This window comes from Dysosmobacter sp. Phy, from assembly GCF_054476235.1.
Genome location: NZ_CM136997.1, coordinates 1539084 through 1556039, shown reverse-complemented (window position 1 = coordinate 1556039; position 16956 = coordinate 1539084). Strand labels below are relative to the sequence as shown.

Here is a 16956-nt window from a genome sequence, read left to right as displayed (position 1 = left end):
TTCCTGTTTTTTTGTACCATGCCTGCCAATGCCGCGCCAGTTCCTTCCAAACGGCGGGGCGCGGCGAAAAGAATCTGTAAATTTTTGTGCCGGGAATTTTATTTTTTAATTGACCCGGCGGACCAGTGGTGTATAATGAAACCGGTATAATTCAGACCCAAACCCATACATTTTTGGAGGAAACGCACATGTTTGAATTTCTCATCAAAAAGCTGAAGGCCCATCCCCGGAAGATCGTGTTCACCGAGGGCACCGATCCCCGTATTCTGGAGGCTTCCGCCCGCCTGCTGTCCGGTACCTTCCTGACCCCCGTGCTGGTGGGCAACGCCGAGGAGATCCAGGCCGCCGCCGAGGAGATCGGCTTCAACATCCGCGGCGCCGAGATCGTCGATCCCGCCACCTTTGCCGACATGGACAAGATGGTTGCCGCCATGGTGGAGCTGCGCAAGGGCAAGATGACCGAGGAGCAGTGCCGCGCCGCCCTGCAGCAGGCCAACTACTTCGGCACCATGCTGGTGAAGATGGGCTACGCCGACGCCCTGCTGGGCGGCGCCACCTACTCCACCGCCGACACGGTCCGTCCCGCCCTGCAGATCATCAAGACCAAGCCCGGCAACAAGATCGTCTCCTCCTGCTTCATTCTGGTCCGTCCCTCCGCCACCGGCGAGAACGAGGTCCTGGCCATGGGCGACTGTGCCATCAACATCAAGCCCACCGAGGACGAGCTGGTGGAGATCGCCCTGGAGACCGCTGCCACCGCCAAGGTGTTCGGCATCGATCCCAAGATCGCCTTCCTGAGCTATTCCACCCTGGGCTCCGGCAAGGGTGAGGACGTGGACAAGATGCGCAACGCCTGCGCCAAGGCCAAGGCCGCCGCGCCGGATCTGGCCATGGACGGCGAGCTGCAGTTCGACGCCGCCGTCGCTCCCCGCGTGGCCCACACCAAGTGCCCCGATTCCCCCGTGGCCGGCCATGCCAACACCTTCATCTTCCCCGACATCAACGCCGGCAACATCGGCTACAAGATCGCCCAGCGCATGGGCTCCTTCGACGCGTACGGCCCCATCCTGCAGGGCCTGAACGCCCCCATCAACGACCTCAGCCGCGGCTGCAACGCCCTGGAGGTCTACTCCATGGCCATCATCACCGCCGGCCTGTGCCAGGACTGATCCTCGTACATTAACATAAAAAAAGCGGACGCCCTCAGGGCGTCCGCTTTTCTTATATATCTCTTTCTTATAGAGCTGCATCTTCCCCCGCGGGCGGCAGAGGCGGGTCCACCGGCCGCAGGTCCCGGAAGAACCGTCCGGTTTTCCACAGCATCACCAGGTGCGCGATGGCGCAGCCCGCCAGCACCAGCGCCGCCACCAGCGCGCCGACGAGGCCCAGTCCGATGGAAATGCCCAACACGCTCATGAGATCCGACACCGCCGGGCCGGACGCCGCGCGGAACAGCGCGGGCAGCATCGCCGCGATGGCCGCCACACCCACGATCTGGGTGGCCAGCTACAGCCGCCACACCAGCCGCAGCCGCCCCGACAGGACCGACAGCTTCCAGTAGGCCACCAGGGCCGCGATCCCCAGGGCCAGGCTCACCGCACTGAGGGCCAGAGAGAGCCACTGGCTCAGGGGCAGCCGGTCCGCCAGGTTCAGCGCCATACTCACAAGGCTCAGCCAGAACAGCACCGGCAGCCATTTCTCCAGGACCGGCGTCCGCCGGGCCAGACCCGCCCGCCAGTCCGCCTGCCGCTTCTGCTCCTCCTGCTCCCACTGCTGCCGCAGCCGCTCCATTTCCTCCGGCTTGGGGCACCCCTGGCGGGAAGGACATTCGCCGCAGTTCTGCATTCCCTGGCTGTGGCAGCAGGCCGTCACCCGGCAGCCGCCCCACACGGGATTGCCTCCCGTCTCCAGACATCCCCGGCAGCCATACCGCTGCCGGTCCTCACAGCCCATACAGTCCCTTCCGCACACACCGGCCATGGAAATGCCTCCTTTTTCAGCGTTATCCACTTTTTTCAGCATATCACATTTCGGCGCTCCCGTTCCTTACAAAAAGGTTACAACTGCGTCCCTTGCAAAGCCTCCGGCGGGGTGCTACACTGGTCCAAAACAGCAAGGAGGCGGGTGTATGTTCGACTATCTCATCCAAAACGCCGCCGTTCTGGACGGCTCCGGTGCCGCGGCGGTCTCCGCCGACGTGGCCCTCTCCGGCGGGACCATCGCCGCCGTGGGAGACCTGCACGGCGCGGAGGCCCGGACGGTGATCGACGCCGCCGGGCGGTATCTGACCCCCGGCTTCATCGACATCCACCGCCACGGCGACGCCGTCATGCTGACGGCGGACCACGGCCGGGCGGAGCTGGCCCAGGGCCTGACCGCGATCCTCAGCGGCAACTGCGGGCTGTCCCTGGCCCCGGTGGCGGGGCCCAACCAACAGGCGGTGCTGGACTATCTGGCCCCCATCACCGGTCCGGGGGAGGCCTTTCCCACTCTGGCGGACTACCGGGCCCGGCTCACCGCCGCCCGGCCCGCCCTCAGCGCCGGGATGCTGGTGGGCATGGGGACCCTCCGGGCCTGCGCCGCGGGCTTCGGGGCCGGCCCCCTCTCCGATGAGGCGTACCGGGCCATTCACGCCGCCCTGGAGCGGGCCCTGGCGGACGGCGCCCTGGGGGTGTCTCTTGGCCTTGGGTACGCGCCGGAGTGCTTTTACGACACAGAGGGCCTGATCCGGGCCCTGGCGCCCCTGCGCCGGTCCGGCCGGGTCGTCACCGTCCACATGCGCCAGGAGGGCGACGGCGTGGAGGCCGCCCTGGAGGAGATGCTGACGGCGGCAAAGGCCCTGGAGACGCCGGTGGAGATCAGCCATCTCAAGGCCATCGGCCGGCGCAACTGGCGCGGCGCCGTGCCCCGGATGCTCGCGCGGATCGCCGCGGCCCGGGAGGAGGGCCTGGACGTAAGCTGCGACGTGTACCCCTACCCCGCCGGGTCCACCCAGCTGATCCACGTGCTGCCGCCGGAGTTCCTCTCGGGCGGCACGGCGGCCCTGACCGCCGCCCTCCATGCCCCGGAGCAGCGGCGGCAGATGCGGCGGCGGATGGAGACCGGCCGGGACTTTGAAAACATCGCGGATCTGGCGGGCTTTGACAACATCCTGGCCGCCTCATTGAAGCGGCCGGAGCACCGGGCCTTTGAGGGCAGGTCCATCGCCTATATCGCCGACGCCCAGGGGAAGGATCCCTTTGACGCACTGTTTGACCTGCTGGCGGCGGAGGACTGCGGCCCCTCCATGATCGACTTCATCGCCCACGAGGACGACATCGCGGACATCCTCCGCGCCCCCTTCTCCGGCGTGATCTCCGACGCCACCTATCCCGCCGGGCTCCTGCACCCCCGGGTGTACGGCACATACCCCCGGCTGCTGGAGACCTATGTGGCCCAAAGGGGCGTGCTGACACTGCCCCAGGCCGTCCACAAGATCACCCGGCAGGCGGCGGACCGCTTCGGCCTCACGAAAAAGGGCCGGATCGAGGCGGGCGCCGACGCGGACCTGTGCCTGTTCTCTCTGGAGCACATCCACGAGACGGGCACCTGGGCCGATCCGGAGCAGCTGGCGCAGGGCATGGATTACGTGTTCGTGAACGGCGTCCCCGCCGTGGCGGAGGGCCGCTTTACCGGCGCGCGGAGCGGAACGGCCCTGTAAACCGCCGGTGCAAAGACTCTTTGCGTGACAATCCCGGTCCCTCTGCCGTACAATGGAGCCGGAAAAGGAGGGGGTGAGCCCATGCGGGACATCGGAAAAAACATCCGCACGCTGCGGACCCGGCGGGGCCTGAGCCAGGATCAGCTGGCGGAGGCCCTCCACGTCACCCGGCAGACGGTCTCCAACTACGAGACCGGCCGATCCCGGCCGGACGTGGAGATGCTGACGGCCCTGGCGGAGGCCCTGGGCGCCGACGTGACGGAGGTCCTCTACGGTCCGGCGCAGACGGACCGGACCGCCCGGCTGCGGCGTGTGGCGGCGGGAGCAGTGGTGAGCGCGCTGCTGCTGGTCTTGGTCTGGTGGGGCGGCCGGCAGGCCGCGGACCTGTTTGAGCGGACGTACATCTCCGCTCCCTTCTTCCTGTGCAAGCTGATCCTGCTGCCCCTGTCCCTGGTGGCCCTGGGGTGGACGGCGGCCCAGGGCGCCCTGGCGCTGCTGAACGCCCGTCCCCCGGACCGTCCCTGGGCGGCGTGGACCCGCCGGGGCATCCTGGCGGTGCTGGCGGTATGGCTGCTGACCATGCTGCCGCTGACGGTATCCCTGATCCAGGGCACGCTGGAGCTGCTGGCGCTGCGGAGCGCCGGGGGCGGGTATTCCTTCAGTCAGGAGATCTCCGCCAATCCCATCTCCCTGTTCACCGTCCGTCACACGGGCCTGCTGCCGCCCCTTTCGTTTCTGGCGGGAGTCGTACTGGGTCTGCTGGGCTTTCCCGGGCGGAGAAAGCCGCCGGAGCAATAAACAAACAGCGGGAGAGGCGTTTGCCTCTCCCGCTGCTCTTTCCTTTTTATACAGACAGCGACTCCGCCAGAACCAGGCCGGGGTTGTGCTTGGTCAGGAAGCCCACGGACCACTCGCCGCCGAAGGCGATCAGCAGCCGGCCCTTGAAGTCCTCCAGCAGCGCCGCGCCGGTGCAGAGGACCAGGTCGGCGGGCTCGCAGGGGCACTCGGTCACCACCCGCAGGTGGTCGAAGGGCAATCCCTCCATCCGCAGCTCCACGCCGTACTCGCTGCGCATGCGGTACTGGAACACGTCAAACTGCAGCGTGCCCACCACGCCCACGATGACCTCCTCCAGACCGGCGCCGGGGACCTTGAAGATCTGGATGGCGCCCTCCTGGGCGATCTGCTCCGTGCCCTTGATGAACTGCTTGCGCTTCATGGTGTCCATGGGGCTGACCCGCATGAAGTGCTCCGGCTCGAAGGTGGGGATGCCGGAGAAGCGGAACTTCTTGCCGGGCACGGTGATGGTGTCGCCGATGGAAAAAAGGCCCGGGTCGAATACGCCGATGATGTCCCCGGCGTAGGCCTCGTCCACGATCTCCCGCTCCGCGGCCATCATCTGCTGGGGCTGGGAAAGGCGCAGCTTCTTGCCGCTTTGCACGTGGTAGTACTCCGTCTCCCGCTTGAACTTGCCGGAGCAGATCCGCATGAAGGCCAGCCGGTCCCGGTGGGCCTTGTTCATGTTGGCCTGGATCTTGAACACGAAGGCGGAGAAGTCCTCGGAGAACACGTCCACCTCCCCCTGGTCGCTGACCCGGGGCAGGGGCGGCGTGGTCATCTGGAGGAAGGCCTCCAGGAAGGGCTCCACACCGAAGTTGGTGAGTGCGGAGCCGAAGAACACCGGGGAGAGGGTGCCGTTGCGCACGGCCTTGAGGTCGAACTCCCGTCCGGCCCCCAGCAGCTCCACCTCCTCCCGCAGGGCGGCGGCCCGGGTCTCGCCGATGGTGTGGTCCACCACTTCGTCCTCCAGGTCCACCTCCATGGCGGCGGCCTTTTTGGCGTGGCCCTCGCCGGAGAAGAAGAGGATGTGCTTTTTCTGGCGGTCGTAGACGCCCTGGAACTCCCGGCCGCAGCCGATGGGCCAGTTGACGGGATAGGTGTCGATACCCAGCTCCCGCTCCACCTCTTCGCACAGCTCCAGAGGGTCCCGGGTCTCCCGGTCCATCTTGTTGATAAAGGTGAAGATGGGGATATGCCGCAGGGCACAGACCTTGAAGAGTTTGCGGGTCTGGGGCTCCACGCCCTTGGCCCCGTCGATGACCATGACGGCGCTGTCCGCCGCCATGAGGGTGCGGTAGGTGTCCTCGGAGAAGTCCTGGTGGCCGGGGGTATCCAGGATGTTGACGCAGAAGCCGTCGTGCTGGAACTGCAGTACCGAGGACGTGACGGAGATGCCGCGCTGCTTCTCGATCTCCATCCAGTCCGACGTGGCGGCCCGGGCCCGCTTGCCCTTGACCTCGCCGGCCTGGGCGATGGCCCCGCCGTACAGCAGGAATTTTTCCGTCAGGGTGGTCTTGCCGGCGTCGGGGTGGGAGATGATGGCGAAGGTCCGCCGCCGGGTGATCTCTTCATTCAGGGTGGGCATATGTTTCCTCCTCTTTCTCAGGAACCCGCTTTCACCGGCAGGGAAGGCCCCGGGCGTTCCCTGCCCGTGAACACGGGTTCTCGACTGTTCAATGTATCATACTCCGCGGCGGTTTGCAAGATTTTCCCGTCTGTTCGGCATTGGAACAAAAAAACGGCGTTTTCATCTTCCCCACCTGGCCTCCCGGTGATACACTGGAAGCAGAATCGGAAAGAGGAGGACTGTACATGGCTTGCGACAATACCCGTCCCTGCCCCTGCACCTACAACTGCCCCCGGCACGGCAAGTGCTGTGAGTGCGTGGCCCACCATCGGGACCACGGCGAGGGGGTCCCCGGCTGCTTCTTCTCTCCGGAGGCGGAGGCCACCTACGACCGCAGCGTGGAGGCTCTGGCCCGGGACCGGGGGCTGCTGTGAAAAACGCGCTCCCGACGCAAGACCGGCCCGCCGCTGAAAGCGGCGGGCCGGTCTTTTATTCCTCCGTATCCAGGGTCCGCAGGCCCGCCAGTCCGCTGACCGGCAGGGAGAACACCAGGGACTGGGCCTTGCTGTTCATGCCTGCCTGGTCCATGACGGCCTTCATGATGGGCTTTTTGTCCTCCACCCGGGCCAGGATGAAGATCAGCTCCCGCTCCGAGGCGATGGACACCCCGAAAAACCGCTTGGCCAGCTCCGTGCCGGTGCCCTTGGCGTGAACGGCGGTGCCGCCGGTAGCCCCGGCGGCCCTGGCAGCGTCCATGACCTGGTCCGTATAGCCCTGATTGGTGATGACCACGATCAACTCGTGGGTTTTCTCTTGCTCCGTCATGGGGGACTCTCCCTCCTGCTGATGCAGCAGATATTCCTTGGCGGTCCGCCCGCCGATGCTGTCCACCGGCACCGCCATCAGTACGCCGTTGCCCGGCACGTCCAGCCACAGCTCCCGTGCCGCCCGGCGGATCAGGCGGGGGGACCGGGGCGCCACGCACAGCAGCACGGCCTTCTCTGAATCCTCCAGCCCCAGGCAGTCCAGGATCTCCGTGGTAGCGGTGCCCCGGCCCAGCGCCGTCAGCACCAGAGGAATGTCCTGGCTGCAAAACCAGGCGGTGAAGTCCTCGCACCGGTCCCGGTCGGTGATGGTGATGATGAGATCCACTCCCTGCATAGGCGTCCCTCCTCTCTTAAGGTTCTCACAGATCGATGATCTCCTCGTCCTGGACCTGCGCCTGGGCCTCCGCCCGGCGGAGCTTGCTCTGATACAGCAGGCCCAGCATCTGAATGGTCAGCAGCGGCGTCATAGCCACCATGGCCACCACGCCGAAGGCGTCGGTGACTACGTTGCCGCCCAGGGCCTCGCAGGCGCCCATGGCAAAGGGCAGCAGGAAGGTGGCGGTCATGGGTCCGGAGGCCACGCCGCCGGAGTCGAAGGCGATGGCCGTGAAGATCCTGGGCACGAAAAACGACATGACGATGGCCGCCAGATATCCCGGCACCAAAAAGGCGTAAATGGACACGCCGGTCATGACCCGCACCATGGCAAGGCCGATAGACACAGCCACGCCCACGGACAGGCTGGTGCTCATGGCCTTTCCGGGGATGGCGCCGGAGGTGATCTCCTCCACCTGCTTGTTGAGCACATGGACCGCGGGCTCCGCCTGGACGATAAACCAGCCCATCAGCATGCCGATGGGCACAAGGATCCAGTTGTAGGGCAGGCCGGCGATCTGGCGGCCCAAGTAGCTGCCCGCCGGCATGAAGCCCACGTTGACGCCGGTGAGAAACAGTACCAGCCCCAGATCAGTATATAGGATGCCCACGGCGATTTTCAACACCTTTTTCCGCTTCAGCTTCAGGGCAAACACCTGAAACAGGGCGAAAAAGGCAGCAATGGGGGCAAGGCACACGGCCACCTCTTCCAGATAGGTGGGGAACCCCTCCTCAAACAGGCGCCACAGCGCCCGGCTGTCCGCTGCATCGGGCAGGGCCACCGGGGTATAGGTCCCGGCAGCGGGATAGATCATGGCCAGGATCAGCACGGCCAAAATGGGACCGATGGAACACAGGGCCACCAGGCCGAAGCTGTCCTGCGAGGCATTCTCGTCGCTGCGGATGGAGGACACGCCCAGGCCCAGGGCCATGATGAAGGGCACGGTCATGGGGCCGGTGGTCACGCCGCCGGAGTCAAAGGCGATGGCCAGGAAATCCTCGGGCACCAGCAGCGTCAGGCCGAACACCGCGATGTAAAACACGATCAGGATGCGGCTGAGGGGAATGCGGAAAAGGATACGCAGCATGGCGATCACCAAAAACACACCCACGCCCAGGGCCACGGCGCCGACCAGCAGGGCGTTGGGTACGCCGGGCACCTGGGTGGCCAGCACCTGCAGGTCCGGCTCCGACACGGTGACGATAACGCCGATCAAAAAGCCCACCAGGACCACCACCCACAGCTTCCGGGACCGGGTCATGTGGGCGCCCACCCGCTCGCCGATGGGGGTCATGGCGGTGTCCGCACCCAGGGTGAACAGCCCCATGCCCACGATCAGCAGCGCCGCGCCGACCAGAAAAGCCAGCAGCGTGGCCGTGGGAAGAGGGGCCACGGTAAAACTCAGCACCAGCACAATGGCGGTAATGGGCACCACGGAGGCCAGAGCCTCCCGAATCTTTTCCCCCAGGATGGTCCGGTTGCGGTCCAGCCGCTCCCGCCAGATCATTTTTTTCTTCCAGGGCAGCGCCATCGCCTCCTTTCCAGGTCTTTGAAAGTTTATTATACCGAACGCTTCACCCGCGTGGCAAGAAGAGAATCGCACCTTTCAAAATTTTTTACAGTTTCTTGGCAAGGTTTTCTTTCGGACCGACTCGTGCTATAATAGTTTTATTCCGGCGGAGGCCGGAAAGTCTCCATACAGGGAAGTGACCTCTCATGAAAACCGCTCTGGTGCTGGAGGGCGGCGCCTTCCGCACCATTTTCTCCTCCGGCGTGTGCGACGCCTTTCTGGACGCGGGGCTGCCCATGCCCGACTATACGGTGGGCGTCTCCGCCGGCATGGCCTACGGCGTCAGCTACCTCTCCCGGCAAAAGCGCCGGAATCTGAAGCTGCTGATGCACTATGCCAACGACCGCCGCTACATGGGTCTGCGGAACTGGATCAACCCCCGCAACCGCTGCTACTTCGGCCTGGAATTCGCCTATGAGACCATTCCCAACCGGCTGGTACCCTTTGATTACGACACCTTCGCCGCCTATCCGGGTCTGGCGGAGGCCGTGGTCACGGACCTGACCTCCGGCCGGGCGGCCTATCTGCAGGTGCCCCGGCGGGATGATAAATTCCTGCTGCTCCAGGCCACCTGCGCCATCCCGCTGCTGTTTCCGCCCATCGTCATCGACGGCGTGCCCTACCTGGACGGCGGCTGCGCCGACGCCATCCCCTGGCGCCGGGCCCTGGAGCTGGGCTGCGACCGGCTGGTGGTAGTGCTGACCCGGGAGCGCGGCTACCGCAAGCAGCCGGACCATGCGGGGGCGGTGATGGAGCGCGCCTTCCGGAAGTACCCGGCGTTCCTCCACACCCTGTCCGACCGGGCGGAGCGATACAACCGGTGCCGGGAGGAGCTCTTTGCCCTGGAAAAGGCGGGGAAGGCGCTGGTGATTGCCCCCAAGAGCACCCAGGGCTTCTCCCGTATGGAACGGGACACCCGGAAGATCCTGGCGCTGTGGCAGGACGGCTATTTTGCCGGCCGGGACGCCGCCGGCGCGGTCCGGCAGCTATGGACCAGCGACTCCTCTGTTTGAACAGTTTTCCGAGACAGCACCTCCGCCAGGAGGTGCTGCTTCTCTTTTGCACAAATGCAAACGGTTTCGTTGTGCACTCTGCCGATCATTTTACGCAAATTTTGCGAAATCTTGTCCAACCCCCTTCCCAGCAGGTTTTTTTACATATATAATGGTGGCGCGCCATACATAGAATGGATCACCGCCGCCCCCCCTTGGGCGGCGCGAAAAACGGAGAGGATCGACGACATGGACATTTTTTCCATCTTTACCCTCTGCGGCGGCCTGGCTTTCTTCCTCTACGGCATGACCACCATGTCCAAGAGTCTGGAGAAGATGGCCGGCGGCAAGCTGGAGCGGATGCTCAAGCGCATGACCTCCAACCCCTTCAAAAGCCTGCTGCTGGGAGCGGGCATCACCATCGCCATCCAGTCCTCCTCGGCCATGACGGTGATGCTGGTGGGCCTGGTGAATTCCGGCGTCATGGAGCTGGGTCAGACCATCGGGGTCATCATGGGGTCCAACATCGGCACCACACTCACCGCCTGGATCCTGGCCCTGACGGGGATCGAGAGCGAGAATGTCTTTGTGAATCTCCTGAAGCCGGAGAACTTCTCCCCCCTGCTGGCTCTGGCGGGCATCATCCTCATCATGGGCTCCAAGAAGCAGCGCCGGCGGGACATCGGCCGGATCCTGGTGGGCTTTGCCATTTTGATGTACGGCATGGAGCTGATGAAGCAGGCCGTCAGTCCCCTGGCGGATATGCCGGAGTTCTCCAGCCTCCTCACCGCCTTCAACAATCCCCTTCTGGGCGTGGCCGTGGGCGCCGTCTTTACCGGCGTCATCCAGTCCTCCGCTGCCTCCGTGGGCATCTTGCAGGCCCTGGCCCTGACCGGCTCCATCACCTACGGCATGGCCATTCCCATCATCATGGGCCAGAACATCGGCACCTGCGTCACCGCCCTTTTGAGCTCCATCGGCGTCAACCGCAACGCCAAGCGGGTGGCCGTCATCCACATCTCCTTTAATATTATCGGCACCGTGGTGTGTCTGATCCTCTTTTACGGCGGCAATCTGCTGCTGGACTTCGCCTTCATGGACGCCGCTGTGGGTGCCGTGGGCATCGCCTTCTGCCACACCGCATTCAATGTGTTCACCACCCTCATTTTGCTGCCCTTCTCCCGCCAGCTGGAACAGCTGGCGCGGAGAGTGGTCCGCAGCGAACGCGCCGGCGAGCAGTTTGCCTTCCTGGATCCCCTGCTGCTGCGCACCCCCGGCGTGGCCATCAATGAGAGCGTGGCCATGGCCAACCGGATGGGCCAGCTGGCCCACGAAAACCTTCTGCTGGCTCTGGAACAGCTGGACCGCTGGAGCGAGGAGCGAGAGGCTCTGATTGTGGAAAATGAGGACAAGCTGGACATTTACGAGGACCACATCAGCAACTACCTGGTAGAAGTATCCCAGCACGGCGTATCCATGGACGACATCCGCACGGTCTCCCGGCTGCTCCACGCAGTGGGCGACTTTGAGCGTATCGGCGACCACGCCCTGAACATCCAGGACTCCGCCCGGGAGCTCCACGACAAGGACCTGGCCTTCTCCGGCAGCGCCGAGGCCGAGCTGGGCGTGCTGATCGCCGCCCTGCGGGATATCTTGGACAATGCCTTCCACTGCTTCCAGGCCGACGATCCTGCAGATGCCGCGGCGGTGGAGCCCCTGGAGGAGACCATCGACCGGCTGATCGAGGCCATCCGGGACCGGCACATCCGCCGGCTCCAGTCCGGTCAGTGTACCATTCAGATGGGCTTTGTGCTCAACGACCTGCTGACCAACTGCGAGCGCGTCTCCGACCACTGCTCCAACATCGCCGTGTCCGTGATTCAGGAGCACGACGGCGGTCTGGACAGCCATACCTATCTCCACAGCGTCAAAACTGCCAGCTCCTTTGACGAGGATCTGCGCAGGGATCTGCGCAAATACCGCCTGCCGGAGGAATCCTGACGGACAAGCCTCCGCGCCCCCGGTGAAAGCCGGGGGCGTCTTTTTGTTCGGCGCGCATAAAACCGTCCCCTCCGGCGGAAACTGTTCCCAACCAATTTGTACGGGAGGGAACCGCTATGTCTGTGGATTTCGCAAACAGCGAGACGTTGAAAAACCTTATGCGGGCCTTTGCCGGCGAGAGCCAGGCCCGCAACCGCTACACCTTCGCCGCCGCCCAGTGCCGCGCCCAGGGTCTGCATGTGCTGGAGGCGGTGTTTCAGTTCACCGCTCACCAGGAGAAGGAGCATGCGGAGATCTTCTACCGGCACATGAAGCCCTTTGCCGGAGGCACCGTGGCCATCGACGGCGGCTATCCGGTAGACCTGACGGAGGACCCGGTGGTCCTGCTGCGCCGTGCCTGCCACGGGGAGTATCAGGAGCATCAGGAGATCTACCCGGCCTTCGCCGAAACCGCCCGGCAGGAGGGCTTTGACCGGATCGCCGCTTCTTTTCAGCTGATCGCCGCCATCGAACAGGCCCACGGTGACCGCTTCGGCGCCCTGGCCGATCTCCTGGAGCAGGGGAAGCTGTTCTCCGGCGGCGCGGGGCAGGGCTGGCTGTGTCTCAACTGCGGCCACATCCACCAGGGTCCCGCCGCTCCCGGCGCCTGCCCGGTCTGCGGACACAACCAGGGATTCTTTCTGCGGCTGGAGACGGCCCCTTTCGGAAGTCCCGGCGGGGTGCAGTAAGCGGCCTCTCGCCTGTATATTCACTCAAATATTCACGTTTTCCTCCCTTCTCTCTGCGGCTTGCTGCGGAGAGAAGGGCATTTTTGCCACTTTTTTTCAAATTCTCTTCCAGGTTTTTGGACTATTTCAAATATTTATTCACTTTTCTGTGAGAAAGTATTGACAAGCCCATAGGGAAGTGATAAGGTATGCGTGTTCCGAAGGCGGGCCTGTCCCGCTCCGGTCCCATTGGAAAACGCCCCGCTCACCGCGGGAGCACATGAAAAGAAGGAAGATATCATGAAGAAGTTATTTGCTCTGCTGCTGACGCTGGCCATGGTCCTGAGCCTGGCTGCCTGCGGCGGCGACAGCACCGAGACCACCGAGGAGACCACTGAGGACACCCAGACCGAGGAGACCACCGACTCCACCGGCACCGCCGAGTTCACCACCGTGGAAGAGGGCAAGCTCATCATGAGCACCAACGCCGCCTTCCCTCCCTATGAGATGACCGACGACTCCGGCGCCGTGGTGGGCATCGACGCCGACATTGCCGCCGCCATCGCCGAGAAGCTGGGCCTGGAGCTGCAGATCGACGACATGGACTTTGACTCCGCCCTCCTGGCCGTCCAGCAGGGCAAGAGCGACATCGTCATGGCCGGCGTGTCCATCACCGACGACCGCCTGCTGGTCATGGACTTCACCGACAGCTATGCCACCGGCGTGCAGGTGGTCATCGTCAAGGAGGGCTCCGACGTGACCATGGACAACCTGGGCGAGAAGATGATCGGCACCCAGCGCGGCACCACCGGCTATATCTATGCCTCCGACACCCCGGAGAACGGCGGTTACGGCGAGGACCATGTGGTGGCCTATGACAACGGCATCACCGCCGTCCAGGCCCTGATGAACGGCCAGGTGGACTGCGTCATCATTGACAACGGCCCCGCTCAGGAGTTTGTGGCTGCCAACGCCGGATTGACCATCCTGGAGACTCCCTGGGTGGAGGAGCAGTACTCCATCGGTGTCAACAAGGGCAACACCGCCCTGCTGGATGCCGTGAACGGCGCCCTCAATGAGCTGATCGCCGACGGCACCGTCCAGTCCATCATCGACAGCTATATCACCGCCGAGTAATCGGTCCCCGGCAAACCAAAAAGGGCGGCTCCTGCCGCCCTTTTTTCGGCATATCCCCAACCAAACAGAAAGAGAGAGGTGATCCCCTGTGGACCTGGCAGCCTATTACGAGCTGTGGAAGCCCATGCTGGCCGGCGGCGCGGACCTGGCCTGGTGGCAGGAGTTCTTTGTCAAGTTCTATCAGGCATTTTTGGAAGCGGACCGCTGGAAGCAGTACATCGGCGGCGTGGGCACCACCCTGGTGACGACCGCCCTGGCCCTTGCCATCGGCATCGCCCTGGGCGTGCTGGTGGCCATGATCCGCACTGCCCACGACCAGCAGCGCCCCGGTATCCACAATCCCGCCCTGGGTGCGGCCAATGTCGTGGCAAAGGTATATGTCACCATCATCCGCGGCACTCCCATGATGGTACAGCTGCTCATCATGGGCCTGGTCATTTTCAAGTCCAGCCGGAACTTCACCGCTGTGGGCGCCCTGACCCTGGGCATCAACTCCGGCGCCTACGTGGCGGAGATCATCCGGGGCGGCCTTATGAGCCTGGACCCGGGCCAGAGCGAGGCGGGCCGGTCCCTGGGTCTTGGGTATCTGGACACCATGCGCTTTATCGTCATTCCCCAGGCCTTCAAGGCCATTCTGCCGGCCCTGGGCAATGAGTTCATCATCCTGCTCAAGGACACCTCTCTCATCACCTGCATCGGCGGCAAGGAACTGCTCTATGCCGCCCAGGGCATCTACGGCCGGACTTATGAGGCCATGTTCCCCCTGATCGGCACCGCCTGCATCTACCTGGTGCTGGTCATGGTGTTCTCCTGGCTGCAGGGCAAGCTGGAAAGGAGGCTGCGTCAAAGTGATCGACGTTAAAAACCTCAGCAAGTCCTTTGGGGACCATCTGGTACTGGACAACCTGAGCCAGCACATCTACCCCGGCGAGAAGGTAGTGGTCATCGGGCCCTCCGGCTCCGGCAAGTCCACCTTCCTGCGGTGTCTGAACCTGCTGGAGATCCCCACTGCCGGCACCATTACCTTCGGCGGCCATGAGATCACCGACCCCAAGGCCGACATCGACAAGCTGCGCCAACAGATGGGCATGGTGTTCCAGCACTTCAACCTGTTCCCCAACATGACCATCCGGAAGAACATCACCCTGGCCCCGGTGCGCACCAAGCTCATGACCCAGGCCGAGGCGGACGATACCGCCACCGCCCTGCTCAAACGGGTGGGCCTGGAGGAGAAGGCCGACGCCTACCCTGCCCAGCTCTCCGGCGGCCAGAAGCAGCGCATCGCCATCGTCCGTGCCCTGGCCATGAAACCCAAGGTCATGCTCTTTGACGAGCCCACCTCCGCCCTGGACCCCGAGATGGTGGGCGAGGTGCTGGACGTGATGAAGGAGCTGGCCCGGGACGGCATGACCATGGTGGTGGTCACCCATGAGATGGGCTTTGCCCGGGAGGTGGCCAGCCGGGTGCTGTTTATGGACGAGGGCCATATTCTGGAAGAAGCTCCCCCTGAGCAGATCTTCTCTCATCCCCAAAATCCCAGATTGCAGGACTTCCTCAGCAAGGTGCTGTAACCCCTGGAGGACGCGCATATCTGCGCGTCCTCTTTTTTTGCGTGGTTTTTGCGTGAAGTTTGCCTGGAGTTTGCGCCGTGGCAGATGTTTCCATTTTAAAACAGCTAAAAATTTTTCTTCTTTCCAAAATTTTTGTTTGCTTTTATCAAAATACATGTTATGATAGAATCAACTTTAGAAAACCTCACAATTCTGCCCGCCCGAAAGGAGTCCTGACTATGGATCGCCCCGCCACCGGCCGGGAGCTGCTTTTCCAGTTCCACGGCGTCCCTCCCATCGGCACCTCCGTTTCCCTGGCATTACAGCATCTGGTCGCCATGATCGTGGGCTGCGTCACGCCCCCCATCATGATCGCCAGCGCCATCGGACTGTCTTTGTCGGATCAGGTCCTGCTGATCCAGGCGTCCCTGGTGATGTCCGCTGTGTGTACGCTGCTGCAGCTCTACCCCATCGGCGGACGGTTCGGTTCCGGCCTGCCGGTGATTTTGGGCGTCAGCTTTGCCTACGTGCCCAGCATGCAGGCCATTGCCGCCAGCGGCGGCGGCGTCGCGGCCATTGCCGGCGCCATGATCGTGGGCGGCATCGTTGCCGTCCTGGTGGGCCTTTTCGTCAAGAAGATCCGGCTGCTGTTCCCGCCGGTGATCACCGGCACGGTGGTATTCACCATCGGTCTGTCCCTGTATCCCACCGCCATCAACTACATGGCTGGCGGAACCGCCAACACCCTGGAGTCCGTCACCGCCAAGGGGCTGCCGGAGGCGCTGGCCTACGGCTCCTGGCAGAACTGGCTGATCGCCGCGCTGACCCTGGCGGCGGTGCTGATTCTCAACAACAAGGCCAAGGGCCTGTGCCGTCTGGCCTCCATTTTGATCGGCATGCTCTTCGGCTATGTGGTGGCACTGTGCTTCGGCATGGTGAGCTTTGCCGACGTGGGCGGCGCCGCCTGGTTCTCCCTGCCCCGGTTCATGCACTTCGGCGTTTCCTTCGACCTGTCCTCCTGCGTGGCCATCGGGCTGCTGTTCGCCATCAACTCCATCCAGGCCATCGGCGACTTCACCGCCACCACCGTGGGCGGCATGAACCGGGAGCCCACCGGCAAGGAGCTCCAGGGCGGCATCGTGGCCTACGGCGTCAGCAACATCCTGACCGCCCTCTTCGGCGGCCTGCCCACCGCTACATACTCCCAGAACGTGGGCATCGTCACCACCAATAAGGTGGTCAACCGGACCGTCTTTGCCCTGACCGGCGCCTTTTTGCTGCTGGCAGGCCTGTCTCCCAAGTTCGCCGCCGTGCTGACCACCATTCCCCAGTGCGTGCTGGGCGGCGCCACCATCACCGTGTTCTCCACCATTGCCATGACCGGCATGAAGCTGATCGCCTCCCAGGACCTGACGGCCCGGAACACCACCATCGTGGGCCTGTCTGCCGCTCTGGGCGTGGGCATCTCCCAGGCCAGCGCATCTCTGAGCCAGTTCCCCGACAGCTTCACCATGATCTTCGGCAAGTCCCCGGTGGTCATCGCCACCATCATGGCGGTGCTGCTGAACCTGATTCTGCCCAAGGATGGGAAACACTGAGCCCCGCGGGCCGCCGGTCACGGCGGCCCGTTTTTTCAGCCGCCATTTAAGAAATCTGTAAGGAGTTCGCCCGGCCGCTGTAAGATCTTTA

At 63.9% G+C, this 16956-nt stretch carries 16 protein-coding genes; 11 read left to right on the top strand and 5 right to left on the bottom strand.

Annotated features, from left to right (window positions below; all coding sequences use genetic code 11):
* The first annotated feature begins 188 nt into the window (after positions 1-188).
* Positions 189-1169, top strand: a complete 981-nt coding sequence (gene pta, locus ACVDHE_RS07585; RefSeq protein ID WP_213037483.1) for a phosphate acetyltransferase — start codon at positions 189-191, stop codon at positions 1167-1169.
* A 67-nt stretch (positions 1170-1236) separates the two neighbouring features.
* Here the strand turns inward: pta and ACVDHE_RS07580 are convergent, their stop codons facing one another.
* Positions 1237-1485 (bottom strand): hypothetical protein, encoded by a 249-nt coding sequence (locus ACVDHE_RS07580; RefSeq protein ID WP_458886127.1) that lies wholly within the window; start codon positions 1483-1485, stop codon positions 1237-1239.
* Positions 1486-1506: 21 nt separating this feature from the next.
* Positions 1507-1980 carry a DUF3795 domain-containing protein gene (locus ACVDHE_RS07575; RefSeq protein WP_458886126.1) on the bottom strand — a complete coding sequence of 158 codons (474 nt, stop codon included), beginning with the start codon at positions 1978-1980 and terminating at the stop codon, positions 1507-1509.
* Between the two features lie 148 nt (positions 1981-2128).
* Here ACVDHE_RS07575 and ACVDHE_RS07570 point away from each other — a divergent pair, with 148 nt between their 5' ends.
* Together ACVDHE_RS07570 and ACVDHE_RS07565 are read left to right on the top strand one after the other, a co-directional pair.
* Complete coding sequence (locus ACVDHE_RS07570) at positions 2129-3700, top strand: N-acyl-D-amino-acid deacylase family protein (RefSeq protein ID WP_458886125.1); 1572 nt, start codon at positions 2129-2131, stop codon at positions 3698-3700.
* A gap of 81 nt (positions 3701-3781) precedes the next feature.
* Positions 3782-4498: a helix-turn-helix domain-containing protein gene (locus ACVDHE_RS07565; protein WP_418725335.1), complete on the top strand. Its 717-nt coding sequence runs from the start codon at positions 3782-3784 to the stop codon at positions 4496-4498.
* 46 nt (positions 4499-4544) lie between these two features.
* On the opposite strand, the gene ACVDHE_RS07560 is transcribed toward ACVDHE_RS07565, so the two are convergent.
* Entirely contained in the window at positions 4545-6125 is a 1581-nt protein-coding gene (locus ACVDHE_RS07560; protein WP_213037479.1) for a peptide chain release factor 3, read from the bottom strand.
* A gap of 227 nt (positions 6126-6352) precedes the next feature.
* On the opposite strand from ACVDHE_RS07560, the gene ACVDHE_RS07555 reads away from it, so the two are divergent.
* Positions 6353-6541: a hypothetical protein gene (locus ACVDHE_RS07555; protein WP_213037478.1), complete on the top strand. Its 189-nt coding sequence runs from the start codon at positions 6353-6355 to the stop codon at positions 6539-6541.
* 55 nt (positions 6542-6596) lie between these two features.
* On the opposite strand, the gene ACVDHE_RS07550 is transcribed toward ACVDHE_RS07555, so the two are convergent.
* Positions 6597-7268: a P-II family nitrogen regulator gene (locus tag ACVDHE_RS07550; protein ID WP_213037477.1), complete on the bottom strand. Its 672-nt coding sequence runs from the start codon at positions 7266-7268 to the stop codon at positions 6597-6599.
* A gap of 25 nt (positions 7269-7293) precedes the next feature.
* Positions 7294-8841 (bottom strand): DUF1538 domain-containing protein, encoded by a 1548-nt coding sequence (locus ACVDHE_RS07545; RefSeq protein WP_458886124.1) that lies wholly within the window; start codon positions 8839-8841, stop codon positions 7294-7296.
* A gap of 185 nt (positions 8842-9026) precedes the next feature.
* Between ACVDHE_RS07545 and ACVDHE_RS07540 the strand changes: the two genes are divergently transcribed.
* From ACVDHE_RS07540 to ACVDHE_RS07510, 7 genes are all read left to right on the top strand, one after another.
* A complete protein-coding gene (locus ACVDHE_RS07540) occupies positions 9027-9893 on the top strand; it encodes a patatin-like phospholipase family protein (protein ID WP_213037476.1) in 867 nt (288 codons plus the stop codon).
* Positions 9894-10121: 228 nt separating this feature from the next.
* Complete coding sequence (locus tag ACVDHE_RS07535; RefSeq protein ID WP_418725340.1) at positions 10122-11873, top strand: Na/Pi cotransporter family protein; 1752 nt, start codon at positions 10122-10124, stop codon at positions 11871-11873.
* Between the two features lie 116 nt (positions 11874-11989).
* The gene (rbr, locus tag ACVDHE_RS07530) at positions 11990-12601 is read left to right on the top strand and encodes a rubrerythrin (protein WP_458886123.1); all 612 of its coding nucleotides are present in this window, start codon (positions 11990-11992) and stop codon (positions 12599-12601) included.
* A gap of 279 nt (positions 12602-12880) precedes the next feature.
* Entirely contained in the window at positions 12881-13717 is an 837-nt protein-coding gene (locus tag ACVDHE_RS07525) for an ABC transporter substrate-binding protein (protein ID WP_418725342.1), read from the top strand.
* Positions 13718-13811: 94 nt separating this feature from the next.
* Positions 13812-14579: an amino acid ABC transporter permease gene (locus ACVDHE_RS07520; RefSeq protein ID WP_325227567.1), complete on the top strand. Its 768-nt coding sequence runs from the start codon at positions 13812-13814 to the stop codon at positions 14577-14579.
* Positions 14566-15288 carry an amino acid ABC transporter ATP-binding protein gene (locus ACVDHE_RS07515; RefSeq protein WP_458886122.1) on the top strand — a complete coding sequence of 241 codons (723 nt, stop codon included), beginning with the start codon at positions 14566-14568 and terminating at the stop codon, positions 15286-15288. The genes ACVDHE_RS07520 and ACVDHE_RS07515 overlap by 14 nt, the downstream gene beginning before the upstream one ends.
* A 218-nt stretch (positions 15289-15506) precedes the next feature.
* A complete protein-coding gene (locus ACVDHE_RS07510) occupies positions 15507-16865 on the top strand; it encodes a uracil-xanthine permease family protein (RefSeq protein ID WP_458886121.1) in 1359 nt (452 codons plus the stop codon).
* Positions 16866-16956: the final 91 nt, after the last annotated feature.

What these genes read in the sequence shown, in the direction of transcription:
- pta (WP_213037483.1), top strand. Translation starts at nt 189, where the DNA reads ATGTTTGAATTTCTCATCAAAAAGCTGAAGGCCCATCCCCGGAAGATC.
- ACVDHE_RS07575 (WP_458886126.1), bottom strand. Translation starts at nt 1,980, where the DNA reads ATGGCCGGTGTGTGCGGAAGGGACTGTATGGGCTGTGAGGACCGGCAG.
- ACVDHE_RS07570 (WP_458886125.1), top strand. Translation starts at nt 2,129, where the DNA reads ATGTTCGACTATCTCATCCAAAACGCCGCCGTTCTGGACGGCTCCGGT.
- ACVDHE_RS07565 (WP_418725335.1), top strand. Translation starts at nt 3,782, where the DNA reads ATGCGGGACATCGGAAAAAACATCCGCACGCTGCGGACCCGGCGGGGC.
- ACVDHE_RS07560 (WP_213037479.1), bottom strand. Translation starts at nt 6,125, where the DNA reads ATGCCCACCCTGAATGAAGAGATCACCCGGCGGCGGACCTTCGCCATC.
- ACVDHE_RS07555 (WP_213037478.1), top strand. Translation starts at nt 6,353, where the DNA reads ATGGCTTGCGACAATACCCGTCCCTGCCCCTGCACCTACAACTGCCCC.
- ACVDHE_RS07550 (WP_213037477.1), bottom strand. Translation starts at nt 7,268, where the DNA reads ATGCAGGGAGTGGATCTCATCATCACCATCACCGACCGGGACCGGTGC.
- ACVDHE_RS07545 (WP_458886124.1), bottom strand. Translation starts at nt 8,841, where the DNA reads ATGGCGCTGCCCTGGAAGAAAAAAATGATCTGGCGGGAGCGGCTGGAC.
- ACVDHE_RS07540 (WP_213037476.1), top strand. Translation starts at nt 9,027, where the DNA reads ATGAAAACCGCTCTGGTGCTGGAGGGCGGCGCCTTCCGCACCATTTTC.
- ACVDHE_RS07535 (WP_418725340.1), top strand. Translation starts at nt 10,122, where the DNA reads ATGGACATTTTTTCCATCTTTACCCTCTGCGGCGGCCTGGCTTTCTTC.
- rbr (WP_458886123.1), top strand. Translation starts at nt 11,990, where the DNA reads ATGTCTGTGGATTTCGCAAACAGCGAGACGTTGAAAAACCTTATGCGG.
- ACVDHE_RS07525 (WP_418725342.1), top strand. Translation starts at nt 12,881, where the DNA reads ATGAAGAAGTTATTTGCTCTGCTGCTGACGCTGGCCATGGTCCTGAGC.
- ACVDHE_RS07510 (WP_458886121.1), top strand. Translation starts at nt 15,507, where the DNA reads ATGGATCGCCCCGCCACCGGCCGGGAGCTGCTTTTCCAGTTCCACGGC.